The 16,749-nt window shown below is 63.4% G+C and carries 15 protein-coding genes and 1 riboswitch; of the genes, 11 read left to right on the forward strand and 4 right to left on the reverse strand.

Annotated features, from left to right (window positions below; translation table 11 throughout):
* Positions 1–383: 383 nt before the first annotated feature.
* Complete coding sequence (locus ACREB4_RS14310; RefSeq protein WP_431588902.1) at positions 384–1,691, forward strand: replication-associated recombination protein A; 1,308 nt, start codon at positions 384–386, stop codon at positions 1,689–1,691.
* Positions 1,692–1,694: 3 nt separating this feature from the next.
* Here ACREB4_RS14310 and icmH read toward each other — a convergent pair whose 3' ends face one another.
* From icmH to tssJ, 3 genes are read right to left on the reverse strand one after another with little or no spacing between them, the layout of a single operon-like run.
* The gene (icmH, locus tag ACREB4_RS14315; protein WP_431588903.1) at positions 1,695–2,447 is read right to left on the reverse strand and encodes a type IVB secretion system protein IcmH/DotU; all 753 of its coding nucleotides are present in this window, start codon (positions 2,445–2,447) and stop codon (positions 1,695–1,697) included.
* Positions 2,448–2,480: 33 nt separating this feature from the next.
* On the reverse strand, positions 2,481–3,851 hold the full coding sequence (gene tssK, locus ACREB4_RS14320; RefSeq protein ID WP_431588904.1) for a type VI secretion system baseplate subunit TssK: 1,371 nt from the start codon (positions 3,849–3,851) through the stop codon (positions 2,481–2,483).
* Positions 3,852–3,874: 23 nt separating this feature from the next.
* On the reverse strand, positions 3,875–4,555 hold the full coding sequence (gene tssJ, locus ACREB4_RS14325; protein WP_431588905.1) for a type VI secretion system lipoprotein TssJ: 681 nt from the start codon (positions 4,553–4,555) through the stop codon (positions 3,875–3,877).
* A gap of 255 nt (positions 4,556–4,810) precedes the next feature.
* Between tssJ and ACREB4_RS14330 the strand changes: the two genes are divergently transcribed.
* The 10 genes from ACREB4_RS14330 to ACREB4_RS14375 are packed head-to-tail and all read left to right on the forward strand — an operon-like array spanning position 4,811 to position 15,966.
* A complete protein-coding gene (locus ACREB4_RS14330) occupies positions 4,811–5,479 on the forward strand; it encodes a tetratricopeptide repeat protein (RefSeq protein ID WP_431588906.1) in 669 nt (222 codons plus the stop codon).
* Between the two features lie 27 nt (positions 5,480–5,506).
* Positions 5,507–6,022 carry a type VI secretion system contractile sheath small subunit gene (gene tssB / locus ACREB4_RS14335; RefSeq protein WP_431588907.1) on the forward strand — a complete coding sequence of 172 codons (516 nt, stop codon included), beginning with the start codon at positions 5,507–5,509 and terminating at the stop codon, positions 6,020–6,022.
* Between the two features lie 4 nt (positions 6,023–6,026).
* The gene (gene tssC, locus ACREB4_RS14340; RefSeq protein ID WP_431588908.1) at positions 6,027–7,505 is read left to right on the forward strand and encodes a type VI secretion system contractile sheath large subunit; all 1,479 of its coding nucleotides are present in this window, start codon (positions 6,027–6,029) and stop codon (positions 7,503–7,505) included.
* Positions 7,506–7,543: 38 nt separating this feature from the next.
* Complete coding sequence (locus tag ACREB4_RS14345; protein ID WP_431588909.1) at positions 7,544–8,104, forward strand: Hcp family type VI secretion system effector; 561 nt, start codon at positions 7,544–7,546, stop codon at positions 8,102–8,104.
* A gap of 54 nt (positions 8,105–8,158) precedes the next feature.
* The gene (gene tssE, locus ACREB4_RS14350; protein ID WP_431588910.1) at positions 8,159–8,623 is read left to right on the forward strand and encodes a type VI secretion system baseplate subunit TssE; all 465 of its coding nucleotides are present in this window, start codon (positions 8,159–8,161) and stop codon (positions 8,621–8,623) included.
* A gap of 22 nt (positions 8,624–8,645) precedes the next feature.
* Positions 8,646–10,616 (forward strand): type VI secretion system baseplate subunit TssF, encoded by a 1,971-nt coding sequence (gene tssF / locus ACREB4_RS14355; protein ID WP_431588942.1) that lies wholly within the window; start codon positions 8,646–8,648, stop codon positions 10,614–10,616.
* Positions 10,580–11,647: a type VI secretion system baseplate subunit TssG gene (tssG, locus tag ACREB4_RS14360; protein ID WP_431588911.1), complete on the forward strand. Its 1,068-nt coding sequence runs from the start codon at positions 10,580–10,582 to the stop codon at positions 11,645–11,647. The genes tssF and tssG overlap by 37 nt, the downstream gene beginning before the upstream one ends.
* Before the next feature lie 31 nt (positions 11,648–11,678).
* Positions 11,679–14,438: a type VI secretion system ATPase TssH gene (gene tssH / locus ACREB4_RS14365; RefSeq protein ID WP_431588912.1), complete on the forward strand. Its 2,760-nt coding sequence runs from the start codon at positions 11,679–11,681 to the stop codon at positions 14,436–14,438.
* 47 nt (positions 14,439–14,485) lie between these two features.
* On the forward strand, positions 14,486–15,217 hold the full coding sequence (locus ACREB4_RS14370) for a hypothetical protein (protein WP_431588913.1): 732 nt from the start codon (positions 14,486–14,488) through the stop codon (positions 15,215–15,217).
* The gene (locus ACREB4_RS14375; RefSeq protein ID WP_431588914.1) at positions 15,214–15,966 is read left to right on the forward strand and encodes a hypothetical protein; all 753 of its coding nucleotides are present in this window, start codon (positions 15,214–15,216) and stop codon (positions 15,964–15,966) included. Before ACREB4_RS14370 ends, ACREB4_RS14375 begins: the two co-directional genes overlap by 4 nt.
* On the opposite strand, the gene ACREB4_RS14380 is transcribed toward ACREB4_RS14375, so the two are convergent.
* The gene (locus tag ACREB4_RS14380) at positions 15,963–16,535 is read right to left on the reverse strand and encodes a TMEM165/GDT1 family protein (protein WP_431588915.1); all 573 of its coding nucleotides are present in this window, start codon (positions 16,533–16,535) and stop codon (positions 15,963–15,965) included. The two genes, ACREB4_RS14375 and ACREB4_RS14380, sit on opposite strands and share 4 nt — an antisense overlap.
* A 6-nt stretch (positions 16,536–16,541) precedes the next feature.
* Positions 16,542–16,723, reverse strand: a riboswitch (yybP-ykoY riboswitch).
* Positions 16,724–16,749 lie beyond the last annotated feature (26 nt).

The raw sequence follows: 16,749 nt of genomic DNA on the forward strand, positions 1-16,749 counted from the left end.
GTCGCTGTGGATTCGTGTCCGAATCGCGTGACAAGGCAGATGGCTTGGCAGCCAAAGCACGAGGCGTCACGGTGAGCCGGTTAGGAAAGCGACGGCATCGCCGCCAACCGAGACTCAAGACACGACTATCAGTTGACACCCGGCGGTGCAACTCGGCTTGAAAAGGTCAGAGGGGATGAACGAAAACTCGGGAAACTGTGTTTTGCAAGGTTTGCAAAACAAGACAGCTATCGGGTCAACCCGCATTATGGCATTCGTAACCAGATTTGTCCAGCGCTTCTCAGTCTTCGGCTGGAATTCCTGCTTTCCCGAAGGGCGTTCAGGCCTGAGGCGACAATGGGCGCAGGCAAAAAAGCCTGTCCACGCCACTGGCCCCTCAAGATATGTCCCGTGATTTTTTCCTGGCCGAGCCGGTCGCTCCATTGGCCGAAGCCTTGCGTCCCAAGACGCTCGATGAGGTCGTCGGGCAGTCGCATTTGCTGGGAGAGGGCAAGCCTCTTCGGCTCGCTTTCCAGTCGGGCAAGCCGCATTCCATGATTTTTTGGGGCCCCCCCGGGGTGGGCAAGACGACCCTGGCCAGGCTCACCGCCCACGCCTTTGATTGCGAGTTCATGGCCTTGTCCGCGGTCTTTGCCGGTGTCAAGGACATCAGGGCGGCCATGGAGCAGGCGCAGCACCACCTGTCGCAAGGCAAGCACACGATCCTGTTCGTGGACGAAATCCACCGGTTCAACAAGTCTCAGCAAGACGCGCTGTTGCCCCATGTGGAGTCTGGGCTTTTCACCTTCATTGGCGCGACCACCGAGAACCCCTCTTTCGAGGTGAACTCGGCCTTGTTGTCTCGGGCCCAGGTCTATGTGTTGAAGTCTTTGACCGAGGACGAGTTGAAGCTGCTCATGAAGAGGGCGCAAGACAAGGCGCTGCCCCACCTTCAGTTCGACGAGCAGGCCGTCGACACGATCATCGGGTATGCCGATGGCGATGCCCGGCGGTTCCTGAACCTGCTGGAGCAGTCCAACACGGCCGCGGGCGCTGCAGGCATCTCCACCATCACCGCGGAGTTCCTCACCAATGCCTTGAGTCTCAACGCCAGACGGTTCGACAAGGGCGGAGACAATTTCTACGACCAGATTTCAGCCTTGCACAAATCGGTCAGGGGCTCCAACCCCGATGGCGCCTTGTATTGGCTTTGCCGCATGCTGGATGGCGGCGCGGATGCCCGGTATCTGTCTCGGCGGATTGTTCGCATGGCCTGGGAAGACATTGGCTTGGCCGACCCCAGGGCCATGCAGATCGCGAACGACGCGGCTTTGACTTTTGAACGGCTGGGAAGCCCTGAAGGCGAGCTGGCGCTGGGCCAAGCCGTCATCTACCTGGCCATCGCGGCCAAGAGCAACGCGGGGTACAAGGCCTACAACGCGGCGCGGGCCTTCGTGAAGCAGGACAAGAGCCGGGAGGTTCCGGTTCATCTTCGCAACGCCCCGACCAAGCTCATGAAGGAGCTGGGATACGGGCATGAGTACCGGTATGCCCACGATGAGCCCCACGCTTATGCGGCCGGAGAAACCTATTTGCCCGATGGCATGCCGGAGCCTCGTTGGTATCAACCGGTTCCGCGGGGGCTGGAGGCCAAGATTGCCGAGAAGATGGGCTTTCTTCGAAAGCTCGATGAAGAGGCTGGAGACAGCTGAGCCTCAGGGCAGGGTGACCGTGATGTTCGCGACCTGTGGCGCCAGTTGCACGATGTCGTGGTGCTCGGCCAGCGACTGCTGCGTGAAGTGGTTCAGGTTCCAGCGCAAGCCCACGAAGGCCAGCAATGACAGCAGCCCGAACACCGAGGCGATGACCCACAGGGGCACTTCGTGCTTGAGCTGGTGCGAGACCTGGTCGGGCGCGGCCCAATGGGGCGCGAAGCCGGCGCGCTTGCCTTTCAGCCTCGCGATCTCGTCGCCCAGCCGCGAGGTCAGGTAGCCCAGCTTCTCGGTGCCTTCGATCAGGTATTTGCCTTGAAAGCCCAGCAGCAGGCACATGTGGAAGACCTCCAGTGCGCCGATGCGTGCCACGCCTTGCGAGCGCAGGTCTTCCAGCTTGGTGAAGAACTGCTCGCCGGCCAGTTGTTCGCCAAAGAACTGCAATTGCAGGGGCAGGCGCTGCCATGACTCACGCGCTTTGAACGAGGACATGAGCATGGCTTCGTCCACCGTGGCGCAGAAAGCGTACTTGCAAGCGTAGATGTCGTCCGAAGTGGCGTGCATGCGGGTGGCCCCTCGCTCGAAGGCCGTCAGGAACTGCTTGACGCGTTCGCGGAAAACCTCGGCTTCGATCGGTGCATGCTTGGCCTTGAGCAGGAACAGCAGGTAGAAGCCGTCGTACATCAGGTCGAGCAAGCTGCTGGCTTGCTGAGCACGCGGCGTGGCCATCAAGGTGGGGGCGGTGGTGGACGACATTGGATCACTCACGTTCTGTTGGGGCGGCGTCGATCACGGGTTGACCGCGATGAGTTCCAGCCTGAGTTCATTCAGCCCCGAGGGCACGTAGACGGTCAGTGCCTGGGCTTGCAGCATGCGTTCGTACAAGGTGCCGCGCGGTTCCAGCGTGAAGTAGTAGCATCCCGGCCGAACCGGGATGGCCGCGGGTACCTGCGGCGCGTGCACCAGCTTGACACCCGGCATGGCCGACAGCACCAGCTTGTCGACGTCTTCTGGCGCGCCCAGCTTGAAGCGGGTGGGCACCACATCGACCAGTTCGGACGGTGACATGGTGGCCGACACGCCCAGGTAGAACTGGGTGCTCTGCTTGATCTGTTCGGAGTCCAGGCGGCCCAGGTGGAAGGAAGGCTGTTGCTCGTTCAGCGCGATCGAGAAGTAGCGGGTGGAGATGACCGTCTCCAGCAGTTCGCGCACGATGTGGTCCAGGCGCACGAAGGCCGGGCCAGGATGCTGGTGGTCGTACGCGGGCAGATCGGCCAGTGTGAAAGTCTTGGAGAAAGTGAGCAGGGCGCCCGCCAGTTCCAGGAGCTTCTCGAACAGTCGCTCGGGGTGCAGGCCAGGGTGCCGTGCCAGGTGCGACAGGCCAGCGAAGGCGGAGCTGGCGGTGTGCAGCAGCCAGAACGAGGCCACGTCGCCCGAGCGGAATTCGATGATGTTCTTGCTGGGCTCGCGGTGCAGGCCATACAGGGCATCGACCTTGGCCTGCAGGACGTCCAGCAGGCGGCGCAAATGCAGCACCAGCGCGGCGGAGGCCTGCACGTTCAGGCTGGGCGGGATGAACCGGCCATCGTGTTCGAAGCCGCCCGTCGCGGTGCGCTTGATGCGCAGCAGAGGCAAAGAGACAAGGTGCGCGCGAGGCTCGAGTTCCGACAGCAGCTTGGCCGACTTGCGCAGCACGGTGACCTCGGCGGTGACCGCGTCGGTGTAGGCATCGGCTGTTTGCAGGTGGCTGCGGTAGTAGCGCACGGCGGTGTCGGCCTCTTCGCGCGAGGTAGCGAAGTTGCTACCACTGCCGCGCACGGGCGCCAAGGCCAGGTGGAAGACCAGCTCCTGGCCCTGGGTGGCGCTTTGGGGGCCTGAGGCCTGGGAGGCGTCCAGCGCCACGGGCGGTGGCAACTCGTCTTCGGCGGGGGCGTTGAACAGCTCGCCATCGGGGAAGACGACTTGCAATTCCAGCACGCGCAGCAGGCCGGTCTGCAAGGCATCCGGGTCGATCTTGATGTGGCGCACGCCCCAGGCATAAGGGTGCAGCAGGCGGGACATCTGGGACAGGCGCCACTCATGGTAAGCGTCTTGCTGCTGGAAGTGCTGAGGGCGAAGGAACAAGCCTTCGCCCCACAGGATTTTGGGTGACTGGATCAAGGTGGACTCGCTGACGGCTGGTTCTACGGGGGACAGGGCACGGCCACTGAGCGTGCCAGGCTCAGTGGTTGGCCGATGGGTTCGCCCACCTGCACGCTCATGGCGCAAGCGTGCAGCCCAATGGACAGGCCGCTCTTCTCGGCGGACTCGCTGCGGAAGGCATAGCGCCAACGCTGAGGTGAGGGTTGGCGATAGAGGGCGACGATGCCGATGTAGCGCACTTCGCGCGCAACCTTCTCGTGCACTTCTTCGTGCTGGCCCGGAATCATCTGGACCTCGCGTGTTTCGATGACGTCGTCGCCCATCTGGGCTTTTTCCCTGGCGGGATCACCAAACACTTCGTAAGGTGCCTGCAGGAAGGCATTGGGGCTGCGCAGTTTGTAGATGCGCGTGAGCAGGGCCACGGATTCGCCGGTGGACGACACATTGAGCGAGTCGCTGGCGTGCAGGCGCCAAAGCAGCTTGCGGTCGGGCAACTGGACCTCGGGGACTTCGGGCAGCTCGGGCTTCTTGAAGCCGATGGCTTCCAGTGTCTTGTCTTTGTAGCCGCTCAAGGTGTCCATCAGCGAGCCGCCGGACGCTTCCTTGGCCACCCCCAGCCGATCGAGTTCGGTGGAGGCCACCTTCACGGGCGGGGCGGTCGTGCAGGCGCTCAATGCCACCCACATCAACGCGCTCATCAGCGCCACCAAGCGTGTCCCCATCCCTGTGTTCATGCCGGTAGTGTAAGAAGGCCAAGCCTCGATTTGAAGGCATCCCCCAACGAGGGGGTGAGGTCTTTGCAACCAGATGCAAGAGTCTGTAACGCACCCCAAAGGGGGAGAAATTGGCCAGATGTTTTGGGCTTTAATTCTTCTTGTCGGCAACACAGCACGCTGGTTGCCGAGGACCACATATTCAATTCAGGGAGTTCCCAATTGTTGCATCTCCACGTGCGTCGCGGCCTGTCAGGCGCGGCGATGGCATCACTGTTGTGCGCCTTGATGGCATGCAGCACGGCCCCCAAGCAAGGCGACGCCGCCGCTGCCAGCGCGGCCACGGCCGAGAAGTTGACCGAGCGCCTTGACGCCGCCGACAAGGCCCAGAAGCTGGGCAAAACCGAAGACGCATTGAACGAGCTGGACACGGCCATCAAGGTCGATCCCGCCAGCAAGACACCCTGGCTGCGCAAAGCCCAGATCTATTTCGATGCGCGCCAATATGGCCAGGCCATCACCGCCGCGCAAGAGACCTTGCAGCGCGACACCACCGACCTCACCGCCAAGAGCATCCTGGCCGTCAGTGGCCTGCGTGTCAGCGCTCAGGCGCTGGAGCAATTGCGCAAGGCCAACGAAGTCAATGGTTCAACCCGCACCGAAGCCGAAAGCGTGGCCAAGCTGATCCGCGAGGCCTTGGGCGAACCCATCCTGGTCCCGCCCGTCGCGACGGCGTCCGCCAACGACGTCGGCAAACCCGCACCCAGGGCCGCCGCTGCACGACGTGTTGCCGCGCCCCGTCCCTTGGCCACTGCTTCCGCACCGGTGGTGGTCTCTTCAGCCAGAACCCCGGCGCCCAGCCCGGTGAGCACGCTCAACGCGGCGCCGCCTGCTGCCGGGGGGCGCAGCAACCCCTTTGGTGCTTTGAAGTAATCAGTTTCCACAGAGAGGATTTTTGTCATGGCCAAAAACGACAGTGTTCAAAAGCGCCTGGAGCGTGTGCGTCCCCCGCGCGTCCAACTGACCTACGACGTCGAGATCGGTGACGCGATCGAACAGAAGGAACTCCCGTTCGTGATGGGCGTGATGGGCGATTTCACCGGGCAACCCGACCCCGAGAAGCCGGTCACGCGCCTGAAGGACCGCAAGTTCGTCAATGTTGATCTGGACAACTTCGATGAAGTCCTGTCGGGCATGGCGCCGCGTGCCAGCTACCGCGTCAAGAACAAGCTCAGCGCCGATGGGGGCGAGTTCGCCGTCAACCTTGACTTCAAGAAGATCGAAGACTTCCGCCCCGAGTCGGTGGTCGAGCAAGTCGAGCCCCTGCGCAAGCTGCTCGAAGCCCGCACCAAGCTTTCCGACCTGCGCAACAAGATGGCCGGCAACGAAAAGCTGGAAGACGTGCTGGGCGACGTGCTGAGCAACACCGAGCAACTTCAGAAGCTGGGCGCCGAGACCCAGAAGGCCGAGGACTGACACCATGAGCGCACTACTGCAATCCAATGGCCAACCCGTGGCCACCGACTCCTTCAGCCTGCTGGACGACATCGTGTCCAAGAGCAAGGTGGCCAAGTCAGACACCGAGCACGCCCGTGCCAAGGACATCATTGGCGAACTGGTCAAGGAAGTGCTGCAAGGCACGGTCGTGGTCTCCGACAACCTGTCGGCCACGCTGGACGCCCGCATTGCCGAGATCGATCGCCTGATCTCCGACCAGCTCAGCGAAGTCATGCACGCCGCCGAGTTCCAGAAGCTGGAGTCCTCCTGGACAGGCTTGCACTACCTGTGCAAGCAAACCTCCACTGGCGAGAAGCTCAAGATCAAGGTCTTCAATGCCACCAAGAAGGAACTGGTCAAGGACTTCAAGACCGCGATCGATTTCGACCAGTCGGCGTTGTTCAAGAAAGTGTACGAAGAAGAGTTCGGCACTTTCGGTGGCGCGCCTTTCGCGGCCTTGGTCGGCGACTTCGAAGCCGGCCGCGGCGCGGAAGACATGTACTTCCTGGAGCAGATGTCGCACGTGGCGGCTGCCGCCCACGCGCCTTTCATCTCGGCGGCCTCGCCCGAGCTGATGGGCCTGGAAACCTTCACCGACCTGGGCAAGCCGCGCGACATGTCCAAGGTGTTCGACACCGTCGAGTACGCCAAGTGGAAGTCCTTCCGCGAATCCGAAGATTCGCGCTACGTGGCATTGACATTGCCGCGATTCCTGGGGCGCCTGCCTTTCGACCCCAAAGACGGCAACACCACCGAAGGTTTCAACTTCGTGGAAGACATCGATGGCACCGACCACAGCAAGTACCTGTGGGTGAATGCCGCCTATGCTTTCGGTGCGCGCCTGACGGCCGCCTTCGAGATGTACGGCTGGTGCGCCGCCATCCGTGGCGTCGAGGGCGGCGGCCTGGTCGAAGACCTGCCCACCCACACCTTCAAGACCGACGATGGCGAAGTGGCCTTGAAGTGCCCCACCGAGATCTCGATCACGGACCGCCGCGAGAAAGAGCTCAGCGACCTGGGCTTCATTCCCCTGGTCCATTGCAAGAACACGGACTACGCCGCCTTCTTTGGCGCCCAGTCGGTGCAAAAGCACAAGAAATACGACAACCCCGCTGCCACCGCCAATGCCACCTTGGCCTCGCAACTGCAGTACATCTTCTCGGTGTGCCGCATTGCGCACTACCTCAAGGCGATGATGCGCGACAAGATCGGCAGCTTTGCCTCGGCGGGCAATGTCGAGAGCTTCCTCAATGCCTGGATTGCTCAATATGTTTTGGCCGACGACAGCGCGTCGCAGGAAGCCAAAGCCAAATACCCCCTCAGGGAGGCATCCATCGAGGTGCAGGAAGTTCCCGGACGTCCTGGGGTGTACCGTGCGGTCGCTTTCGTGCGCCCGCATTTCCAGTTGGATGAGTTGTCAGTGTCATTGCGGCTGGTTGCAGAACTGCCCAGTGGCGCCTGAGGCGAATCTATTTTTAAAACATCACGGAAGGAAAAATAATGAAAGACATCTACATCGAGTTCAAGGGCTCCAGCATCGTTGGCGACGTTCGCGATTCGAAGCACGGCAGCAACTCCGCCACCGGCAAGAACAGCAAGCCCACCATCGAAGTGGACTCGTGGGCTCACCTGATCCGCCAACCCAAGTCGGCTTCGGCCTCGACGGCCGGTGGCCACACCTCCGAGCGTTGCGAGCACGATGAAATGGTGTTCGTCAAAGACATCGACTCGTCCAGCCCCAAGCTGTGGCAAGCCGCTTCGCAAGGCCTGGTGACGCCCGAAGTCGAAATCACGTTCTACCGCTCCAGCGGCCAGACCAATGGTTTCAACAACGGCACCGCCAACGCCCGCGTGAGCTACCTGGTCATCAAGCTGAAGAACGTGCTGATCTCGTCCGTGGCCCCCACCGTGACTGAGGAAGGCATCCCCAAGGAAACCTTCGGTCTGAAGTACTCGGCCGTGGATTGGGCTTACTCGGCCTCCAAGCTGGACGGCAGCCAAGGTTCGGTCACCGGCACCGGCGCCTGGAACCTGGCCACCAACACGTCGACCTTTGCTTGATCAAGCCTTGATCGACTGAACAGGAAAGCGGTGGCTTCGTGCCGCCGCTTTTTCATGATGACCTTGTTTGGATTGAATTTGCTGGAAAAGCTGACCGATGACCACCGCGATGAGCGAGGGCACACGTCGATCGATCAGCTCAAGGACAGCGTGGCGCGCGATGTCGAGTCGCTCCTGAACTCCCGCTGTGGCTTGCCAGAGGGTTTGCTGAAGGGCTTTGCCCATTGCCGGCAGTCGCTGCTGTCTTTTGGTTTGAAGGACTTCGTGTCCTTGTCTCTGGCCAACCAGGGCGACCGCGCTCTGATCTGCGAAGACATCCGGTCTGCCTTGCTGGTGCACGAGCCGCGCTTGCAAAACCCGGTGGTTCAGGTGAGCAGCCAAGCCGGGCCCGGCCAACGCCTGCATTTCGCCATCCAGGCGCTGCTGATCGCGCACGAAGCCAATGAAGTCGTCAGCTTCGACGCTGTTCTGCAACCGGTCAGCCAACGCTACCAAGTGTCACGCGGACGCAATCCTTGAGCATCATCAGAATTCAATGACCATGGAAAATCTGCTGCCCCATTACGAGCGCGAACTGGCGCTGTTGCGGCAATCGTCGATGAGCTTCGCGGAGCGCTACCCCAAGATCGCGGGGCGTCTGCAATTGGCCAACGATGTTTCGCAGGATCCCCATGTCGAGCGGATGATCGAGTCGTTTGCTCTGCTGGCGGCGCGGGTGCACAAGCGCCTGGACGATGACTTCCCGCTGTTCACCGAATCCATGCTGGAGGTGCTGTACCCGCACTACCTTCGGCCTTTCCCATCGTGTTCCATCGCCCAGTTCGACCCGGGTTCGGCCGCGGGCCAGATGAGCAAGTCCGCCGAAGTGGTGCGTGGCACGGTGTTGAATTCGCGCGCGGTCAAGGGCGTGGCTTGCAAGTTCCGCACGACCCAGTCGGTCACTTTGCGGCCGCTGCGAATCGCCCAAGCCACCTTCCGCAATTCCGTCCTGGCGCCCGAGGGCACGCGCTTGCCTGCCGGGGCCACCTCGGTGTTGTCCATCACCCTGGAACTGGTGTCGCCTCAGGCCTCCTGGAGCATGCTGTCCGAGCAGCCCTTGCGTGTTTACCTGGATGGTGAGTCCTCGCAGGTCAGCGTCCTGCGCGAAGCCTTGTGCCAGAAGGTGGTCGGGGTGATGACGCAAGCCACGCCGCACCATCCGTGGATTTCAGCCGCGTCCATCGGGGTTGATGATGCACGTCCCAAGCTTGTCGGGTTCGCCGATGACGAGGCGCTGATCGATTTCGACGAGCGGTCCCATGCAGCCTACCGCCTGCTCACCGAGTACTTTGCCTTTCCTGACAAGTTCAATTTCGTGGACCTGACCGTCCCGGTGCCATTCAACCTGCGGCAGGTCGTGGTGGATGGCGCCGAGGGCGAAGCCCGCCATGCCCGCTCTTTGACCTTGCACCTGTTGATGTCGGGCGTGCGGTCCGATTCTGACGAGTCGCGGCTGTTGGAAACCATCCAGGCCCGCAGCTTCGTGTTGGGCTGCACGCCGGTGATCAACCTGTTCAGTTTGCCGGCCGATCCCATCCGCGTGACCCACACGGCCTCGAGCTATCCCGTGCTGCCCGACAGCCGGCGTGCTTTTGGCTACGAGGTGTACGCCATCGACCGGGTCTACCGCGTTTTGCAAACACCGCAGGGCGAGTCGGTGGACGAATTCCGTCCCTTCTTCTCGTTGCGGCACGACGATCTGCTGCCCTTCGACGAAGCCGACATCAGCGCCTCGGCACCGAACCTCGCCGCCTTGCGACGGCAGCGCGCCAAGCAGCAAGGCGCGGGCGCACCTGGGCGCTACTGGCATGCCCGTCGCGATGACGACCTGGCCGAACAGAGCCCTGGCTATGAAACCGAGATTTCCATCGTCGACGTGGATTTCGAACCGGCCTTGCCACAAACCGAAACCCTGTCCCTGACGGTGTCGGCCACCAACCGGGACCTGCCCACCTTGCTGGCCTTTGGCTCACCTGGCGGGGATCTGACCCTCGATGGCGGCAGCCTGGCCCGAGAGATTCGCCTGTTGCGCAAGCCCACCGCCACGCAGCGCTTCGAGCGCGGGCGGGGCATTTTATGGCGCCTGATCTCGCATTTGTCGCTCAACCATTTGTCCTTGTCTTCCGGCGGCATCGATGCCCTGAAAGAGATGCTGCGCCTGTACGACCTGCCGCGCAGTGCCTCGAACCGGCGCCAGGTCGATGGCCTGGTGGCCGTGGACTTCCGGCCCGCCACGGCCTGGTTGCCGGGAGAGCCATTCGCCACCTTCGTTCGCGGCACGCAGGTGCGCCTGACCGTGGACGAGGACAGTTTCGTGGGCACCGGCCTGGGCCTGCTGGCCGCCGTGATGAACCATTTCTTCGGGCTGTATGTCCACGTCAACAGTTTCACGCAGCTGACCATCGTGTCGGCGCGCACACAGGAAGAGGTGCTGACATGCCCGCCCCGCAACGGCGACAAGCCACTGGTGTGATCGAGCAACTGCTGCGCGAACCGCAGCGGTTTGGCTTCTTCCAGGCGGTGCGCTTGCTGGAGCGTTGGCTGGCCACACCCGAAGGTTTGAGCAAGCTTAACTTTCGCAACTCGATCTCGTTGGCCTTTCCCGGCAGCGAGGTCGAATCCTTGCTGGTGCACCGCCACCTCGACCTGGATCCGAACCTCGACCCCGGGGGCACGGAGGCGATCGAGCGCATCGACTTGACGCCGGCCTTCATGGGGCTGCTGGGCGTGACTGGCACCTTGCCTTTGCACTACACCGAGTCGCTGGCCCAGCGCGAGCTGTACCAGAAGGACCACGCGGCCCGTGCCTTCATGGACGTGTTCAGCCACCGCGCGGTGATGTTGTTCTACCAGGCTTGGAAGAAGCACCGCCTGCACATCCAGTACGAAGGTGATCGGCGGCAACGTTTCATGCCGATGGCCCTGGCGCTGGCGGGCATCGGGCAGAAATCCCTGCGCGAGCGCATGCAGCCCGAGCGCACAGGCGTGGCCGACGAGGCCTTGGCGTTCTACGCGGGCACCTTGCAGCAGCGGACACTGTCGGCGCGCCAGTTGCAGCAGGTGCTGCAAGGCTACCTGGACGTGCCCGTGCGCCTGGACCAGTTCGTGGGCCGTTGGTACACCCTGCCCGAAGCGGGGCGGCACTACCTCGGCCGCCCCGGCAATGGCGGGCTGGGCCAGTCGGCCATGCTGGGGGAGCGGGTCTGGCAACGCGACCTGCGCATGCGCATCGTGCTGGGGCCCTTGGGCCATGTCCGGTTCCGCCGCTTCCTGCCCGGCGCGCCGGGGGCGCTGGCCCTTCGCGAGTTGCTGACCCTGATGAACGGCGTGAGCCTGGAGTTCGAGGTGAACGTGCAGCTGCGACGCGACGAAGTCCTGGGCTGCGCCCTGAACTCGAGCCGCGCGCCCACCGAGGCCCGTTTGGGTTGGGACACCTTCCTGCAGACCAGGCCGGCCAACGAGGACCGTGCCGACGTGCGCTACGACATCCACGCGGCGGCATGATCCCTCCAAAAACACCAACGCTGTCATCACCATGAGCCAGAACCTCAAGACCCTGATCTCCAAACTCAACGACACCACCCGCCACGCGGCGGAGCGTGCCGCGAACCTGTGCATGGGACGTGGCCACTACGAGGTGGACCTGGAGCACCTGTTCCTGGCCTTGCTGGAGCAGCCGCAGAACGACCTGGTCCAGCTGTGCCGGCACTTCGGCGTCTCGGTCACCGAGCTGCAGCGCGACCTGGAGTCCGAGCTGGGCCGTTTCAAATCTGGCAACCAACGCACGCCAGTGTTCTCCAACCATTTGCCGGTGTTGTTGGAGCATGGCTGGTTGATCGCCTCGCTCGAAACGCACGCCACGGGCATCCGCAGTGCGCACTTGTTGCTGGCCTTGCTGACCGAGCCCTCACTCAGCCAGTTGGCCTACCGTGGTTCCAAGCTGTTCGCCCGCTTCAAACCCGAAGAACTCAAGCACAAGCTGCCCGAGTTGACCCGTGGTTCGCCAGAAGCGGCGCAGGCTCCGGGCGAGGGCCGTTCCGGGCGCGACGGGATGGCCGAGGCCGACGAAGCCAACGCCAGTGACACCCTGGCGGGCAAGACACCTGCCCTGGACCAGTTCACGACGAACCTCACGCAGCGTGCCCTGGATGGCAAGGTGGACCCCGTGATCGGGCGCGATGCCGAGATCCGCCAGGCCATCGACATCCTGATGCGCCGTCGGCAGAACAACCCCATCCTCACGGGCGAGGCGGGCGTGGGCAAGACGGCGGTCGTCGAGGGCCTGGCCTTGCGTGTGGCCCTGGGCGACGTGCCGGCATCGCTGCAAGGCGTGGCCATCCACGTGCTCGACATGGGCCTTTTGCAAGCGGGGGCCTCGGTCAAAGGCGAGTTCGAGAACCGCCTGAAAAACGTGATCGACGAGGTCAAGAAGAGCCCCCATCCCATCATCCTCTTCATCGACGAAGCCCACACCATGATCGGCGCGGGCGGCCAGGCGGGCCAGAACGACGCGGCCAATCTGCTCAAGCCGGCCTTGGCCCGAGGCGAATTGCGGACCATCGCCGCCACCACCTGGGGCGAGTACAAGAAATACTTCGAGAAAGACGCGGCCCTGGCCCGCCGTTTCCAGGTCATCAAGGTGGAAGAGCCGAGCGAAGAGCTGGCCTGCGCCATGTTGCGCGGCATGGCGCCCTTGATGGAGAAGCACTTTGGCGTGCGCCTCTTCGATGAAGCCATCCAGGAAGCCGTGCGCTTGTCGGCGCGCTACATCAGTGGTCGCCAGTTGCCCGACAAGGCCATCAGCGTGCTGGACACCGCCTGTGCCAAGGTGGCACTGGGTCAGAGCGCCACGCCTGCCCGCATCGAAGACACCCGCAAGCACCTGGAACGCCTGGGCGCGGAGTCCGCCGCCTTGACGCGGGAGATGGCGACGGGCGCCCACCACGGCGCACGGCTGGACGAGTTGCAGGTCGAACGCCAGGCCTTGCAGACCACCCTGGCCGCCGATGAAGCACGCTGGACTTTCGAACAGCAGCTGGTGACGGACATCCGCGAGCTGCGTGCCAAACTGGAATCCGGCGCCACGCACAACACCGCCTCCGCGCTTGTGGCTGATGAGACCACCAGGAGCGCCACCAAGGGTCGCAGGAAAGCCGCCATCACCCACGCCAGCCCGGAGCACGAACTCTTGTCGCTCAAACAGGCGGAGCTGGCCGCGCTGCAGGGTGAAGCACCTTTGGTGCCGATGCAGGTCGATGGCCACGTGGTGGCCGAGATCGTGGCCGCCTGGACAGGCATCCCATTGGGCAAGATGGTCAAGGACGAGATCAAGACCGTGCGCCAGTTGCACGCCACTCTGCAAGAACGCATCATCGGGCAGGACCACGCCTTGGCCGCGATCGCCCAGCGCGTGCGCACCGCCCGCGCCGGCCTGGACGACCCCAACAAACCCAAGGGCGTTTTCCTGTTCGTGGGCCCCAGTGGCGTGGGCAAGACCGAGACCGCCCTGGCCCTGGCCGACATCCTCTACGGCGGCGAGCGCAACCTCATCAGCATCAACATGAGCGAATACCAGGAGGCCCACAGCGTCAGCGGCCTCAAAGGTTCGCCCCCTGGTTATGTGGGCTACGGCGAAGGCGGCGTGCTGACCGAAGCCGTGCGCCGCAAGCCCTACAGCGTTGTCCTGCTGGACGAGGTCGAGAAGGCCCACCCTGACGTGCTGGAGATGTTCTTCCAGGTGTTCGACAAGGGCCTGATGGACGATGCCGAAGGCCGCGAGATCGACTTCCGCAACACCATCATCATCCTGACGTCCAACGCGGGTTCGCAAGGGATCATGCAGGCTTGCTTGCGGCACGACGAAGACGCTGGTGGCACCGTCATGAAACCAGCGAACGAACTGCCCGACGCCGAGGCCCTGGCCGAAGTCCTGCGGCCCACCCTGTACAAGATTTTCAAGCCGGCGTTCATCGGTCGCACCAAGGTGATCCCCTACTACCCCTTGAGCGACGAGGTGCTGGTCAACGTGATCCGGCTCAAGCTGGACCGCATCGTGCAGCGTGTGGCGGCCAACCACCAGGCGTTGCTGGACTACGACGAGGCCCTGGTCGAGGCGGTGCTGAACCGCTGCACCGAGGTGGACACAGGCGCTCGGGCGGTCGACCACATCCTGAACGGCACCTTGTTGCCCGAGATCGCGGACAGCGTGCTGGCCCGCATGGCCGAAGGCCAGTCCATCGCCAAGATCAAGGTGAGTGCCGGCAAGGATGGCCAGTTCAAGTTCAAAGTGCAGTGAAGACGTGACGATGTGACAACGCCGGTGTGCTGTAGAGTGGGGTTCCTATGCAAGAGCCCCGGCCCGCACACCTCACCTGGCGCACCCTGATCCTGAGCACCTTGGCTTTGCTCATCGTGATGACGGCTGTGACGGGGTGGGGGGCGTATTGGGCCTGGCAGAACCTGTCGGCCCACGTCGTGCTGCGCGATCAGGCCGCCAGCATCAGCATGCCGTCCGAGCTGGCAGTGCGGGCCTCGGTCAGCAACAAGGTGCAGGTGCGCATCGACCAAACCCTGAAGGTGAAGGTGCCGGTCCACGAAACGCTCAGCATCCCCATCACCGAGCCCATCCCGCTCACCGTCGCGGTGGAAGCCTCGGTGCCCATCCATTTCGACGTGCCGATCGAGCACACCTTGCACGTGGACCAGGTCATCGACCTGGACACCAAGGTCAAGACGCGCATCCTGGGATTCGCCGTCACCTTGCCGATCCAGGGCAAGGTTCCGCTCAAGGCCGACGTGCCCATCAGCCTGGTGATCCCTGTGCGCAAGCAGGTGCCCGTGTCCCTGAACACGCCCGCCCTGATCCGCCTGGCCGAGCCCCTGAGCGCCCGCATCGATGCGGTGATGAACACGGAGGTGCCGATCCGTGAATCCTTCAACCTGCCCGTCACCGCGCCCGTCAATGCCACCCTGAGCTTCCCGAGCCAGACCGTGAAAGCGGGGTTGACGCACATGGACATCCGCTTGCCGCTGGAGTCCCTGCGCCTGGAGCGCGTGCCGGAGCCTCGGCCTTGAGTGCCGCCACCCCGGTGCCACGTGGCTGGCACCGGCCTGTCCGCCGACGCGATGTGGTGCTGGTGATGCTGGGCGCCGCGCTGCTCTGGACCGCCCTGGTGGCGGGCGCGGCCTGGCAAGTGCGAGAACACTGGCAGTCGGTGGTGACGCTGCGCCATCAATCCCTCACCTTGCGCCTGCCCACGGGCATGCCCGCCCGGGCGGAGGTGCACACGCCTTTGTTCACCCGGCTGGACTTCCAGTCCCGGGTGGCCGCGCCCATCGACCAAGTGGTTGGCGTGCAGTTGATGAACACCTTGAACGCGCGGGCCACCATCAACACCACGCTGCCCGTGTCCACCAACATCAGCTTCGATCAGGACATCCCCGTGTCGACCGAGGTGGAGATGAAGATCCCGGTGGTGTCCTGGTTGCCGGCCATGAACGTCTTGGTGCCGATCACCTTCAGCGTGCCCGTGCACCTGACCGTGCCCATCAAGGTGCAGGTGCCCCTGGCGCTGGACGTGAAGGTGACCGGCCAGTTGGCCGAGGTGCTGAAGGTGCCCGTGCGCGCCACCATGCACCTGGCTGTGCCCGTGCATGCCAAGCTGAGGGCGGATGTCCTGAACCTGGCCGAGTTCACGCTGGTGGGCTTGCAGAAGCCCTTCGATCTGCGCATCGAGGAGGCGGTCGTGCGAACACCCTTGCGCGACATCGACTGGTGCCACGGTGGCCGGTGCCTTGCCGCGCCGCGCCCGGAGAAACCTTAGAAGAAGCGCCCCACGTCCAGCAGCGCCAGCACGCCCAGCACCGCGAACATCAGGGCTGCGATGCCATGCACCAGCCGCATCGAGACCTTCCTGACCACGATGTCGCCCAGCAGCACAGCGGGCACATTGGCCAGCATCATGCCGACGGTGGTGCCGATGACCACGGACACCAGGTCGTTGTAGCGCGCGGCCAGGGCGACCGTGGCCACCTGGGTCTTGTCGCCCATCTCGGCCAGGAAAAAGGCCAGCACGGTGGTGCCAAACACGCCGAAGCGCTGCAAGGGCGTGGCCTCATCTTCGTCCAGTTTGTCGGGGATCAGCGTCCAGCCGGCCATCAGCAGGAAAGACACCCCCAGCACCCAGCGCAGCACGTCGGGACCGATGTGCTCGGACACCCAGCCGCCGACCAGCCCGGCCATGCCGTGGTTCAGCAGGGTTGCGACGAAAATGCCCACGATGATGGGCACCGGCCGCTTGAACTTGGCGGCCAGCAGCAATGACAAAAGTTGGGTTTTGTCGCCGATTTCGGCCAGGGCGACGACGCCGGTGGAAACGAGGAAAGCTTGCATGAGGGGGGGCTTGATAAGGGCCGGCATGAAACATACCCATGACCACACGCCTCCCCGGCCCGGGCGGAGGCGATGTGGTCAAAGGTCTTGCCAGGCTGATGAAGCTGCAGGCGCCATGGCCGATAAGGCCAAGTGTGTTGACGCGTGCCCCTGAGGGTTCAGGGCGGCTACTCCCCAATGACCGGCGAATTTTACCCCAGTGTCAAGAACCTCG

The organism is Aquabacterium sp., assembly GCF_050725395.1.
Lineage (GTDB): Bacteria > Pseudomonadota > Gammaproteobacteria > Burkholderiales > Burkholderiaceae_C > Aquabacterium.

Coding starts and splice junctions, on each gene's coding strand:
- tssF (WP_431588942.1), top strand. CDS start 8,646: ATGGAAAATCTGCTGCCCCATTACGAGCGCGAACTGGCGCTGTTGCGG.
- tssC (WP_431588908.1), top strand. CDS start 6,027: ATGAGCGCACTACTGCAATCCAATGGCCAACCCGTGGCCACCGACTCC.
- tssH (WP_431588912.1), top strand. CDS start 11,679: ATGAGCCAGAACCTCAAGACCCTGATCTCCAAACTCAACGACACCACC.
- icmH (WP_431588903.1), bottom strand. CDS start 2,447: ATGTCGTCCACCACCGCCCCCACCTTGATGGCCACGCCGCGTGCTCAG.
- ACREB4_RS14380 (WP_431588915.1), bottom strand. CDS start 16,535: ATGCAAGCTTTCCTCGTTTCCACCGGCGTCGTCGCCCTGGCCGAAATC.
- ACREB4_RS14330 (WP_431588906.1), top strand. CDS start 4,811: ATGGCATCACTGTTGTGCGCCTTGATGGCATGCAGCACGGCCCCCAAG.
- tssG (WP_431588911.1), top strand. CDS start 10,580: ATGCCCGCCCCGCAACGGCGACAAGCCACTGGTGTGATCGAGCAACTG.
- ACREB4_RS14370 (WP_431588913.1), top strand. CDS start 14,486: ATGCAAGAGCCCCGGCCCGCACACCTCACCTGGCGCACCCTGATCCTG.
- tssE (WP_431588910.1), top strand. CDS start 8,159: ATGATGACCTTGTTTGGATTGAATTTGCTGGAAAAGCTGACCGATGAC.
- ACREB4_RS14345 (WP_431588909.1), top strand. CDS start 7,544: ATGAAAGACATCTACATCGAGTTCAAGGGCTCCAGCATCGTTGGCGAC.
- tssB (WP_431588907.1), top strand. CDS start 5,507: ATGGCCAAAAACGACAGTGTTCAAAAGCGCCTGGAGCGTGTGCGTCCC.
- ACREB4_RS14310 (WP_431588902.1), top strand. CDS start 384: ATGTCCCGTGATTTTTTCCTGGCCGAGCCGGTCGCTCCATTGGCCGAA.
- tssJ (WP_431588905.1), bottom strand. CDS start 4,555: ATGGGGACACGCTTGGTGGCGCTGATGAGCGCGTTGATGTGGGTGGCA.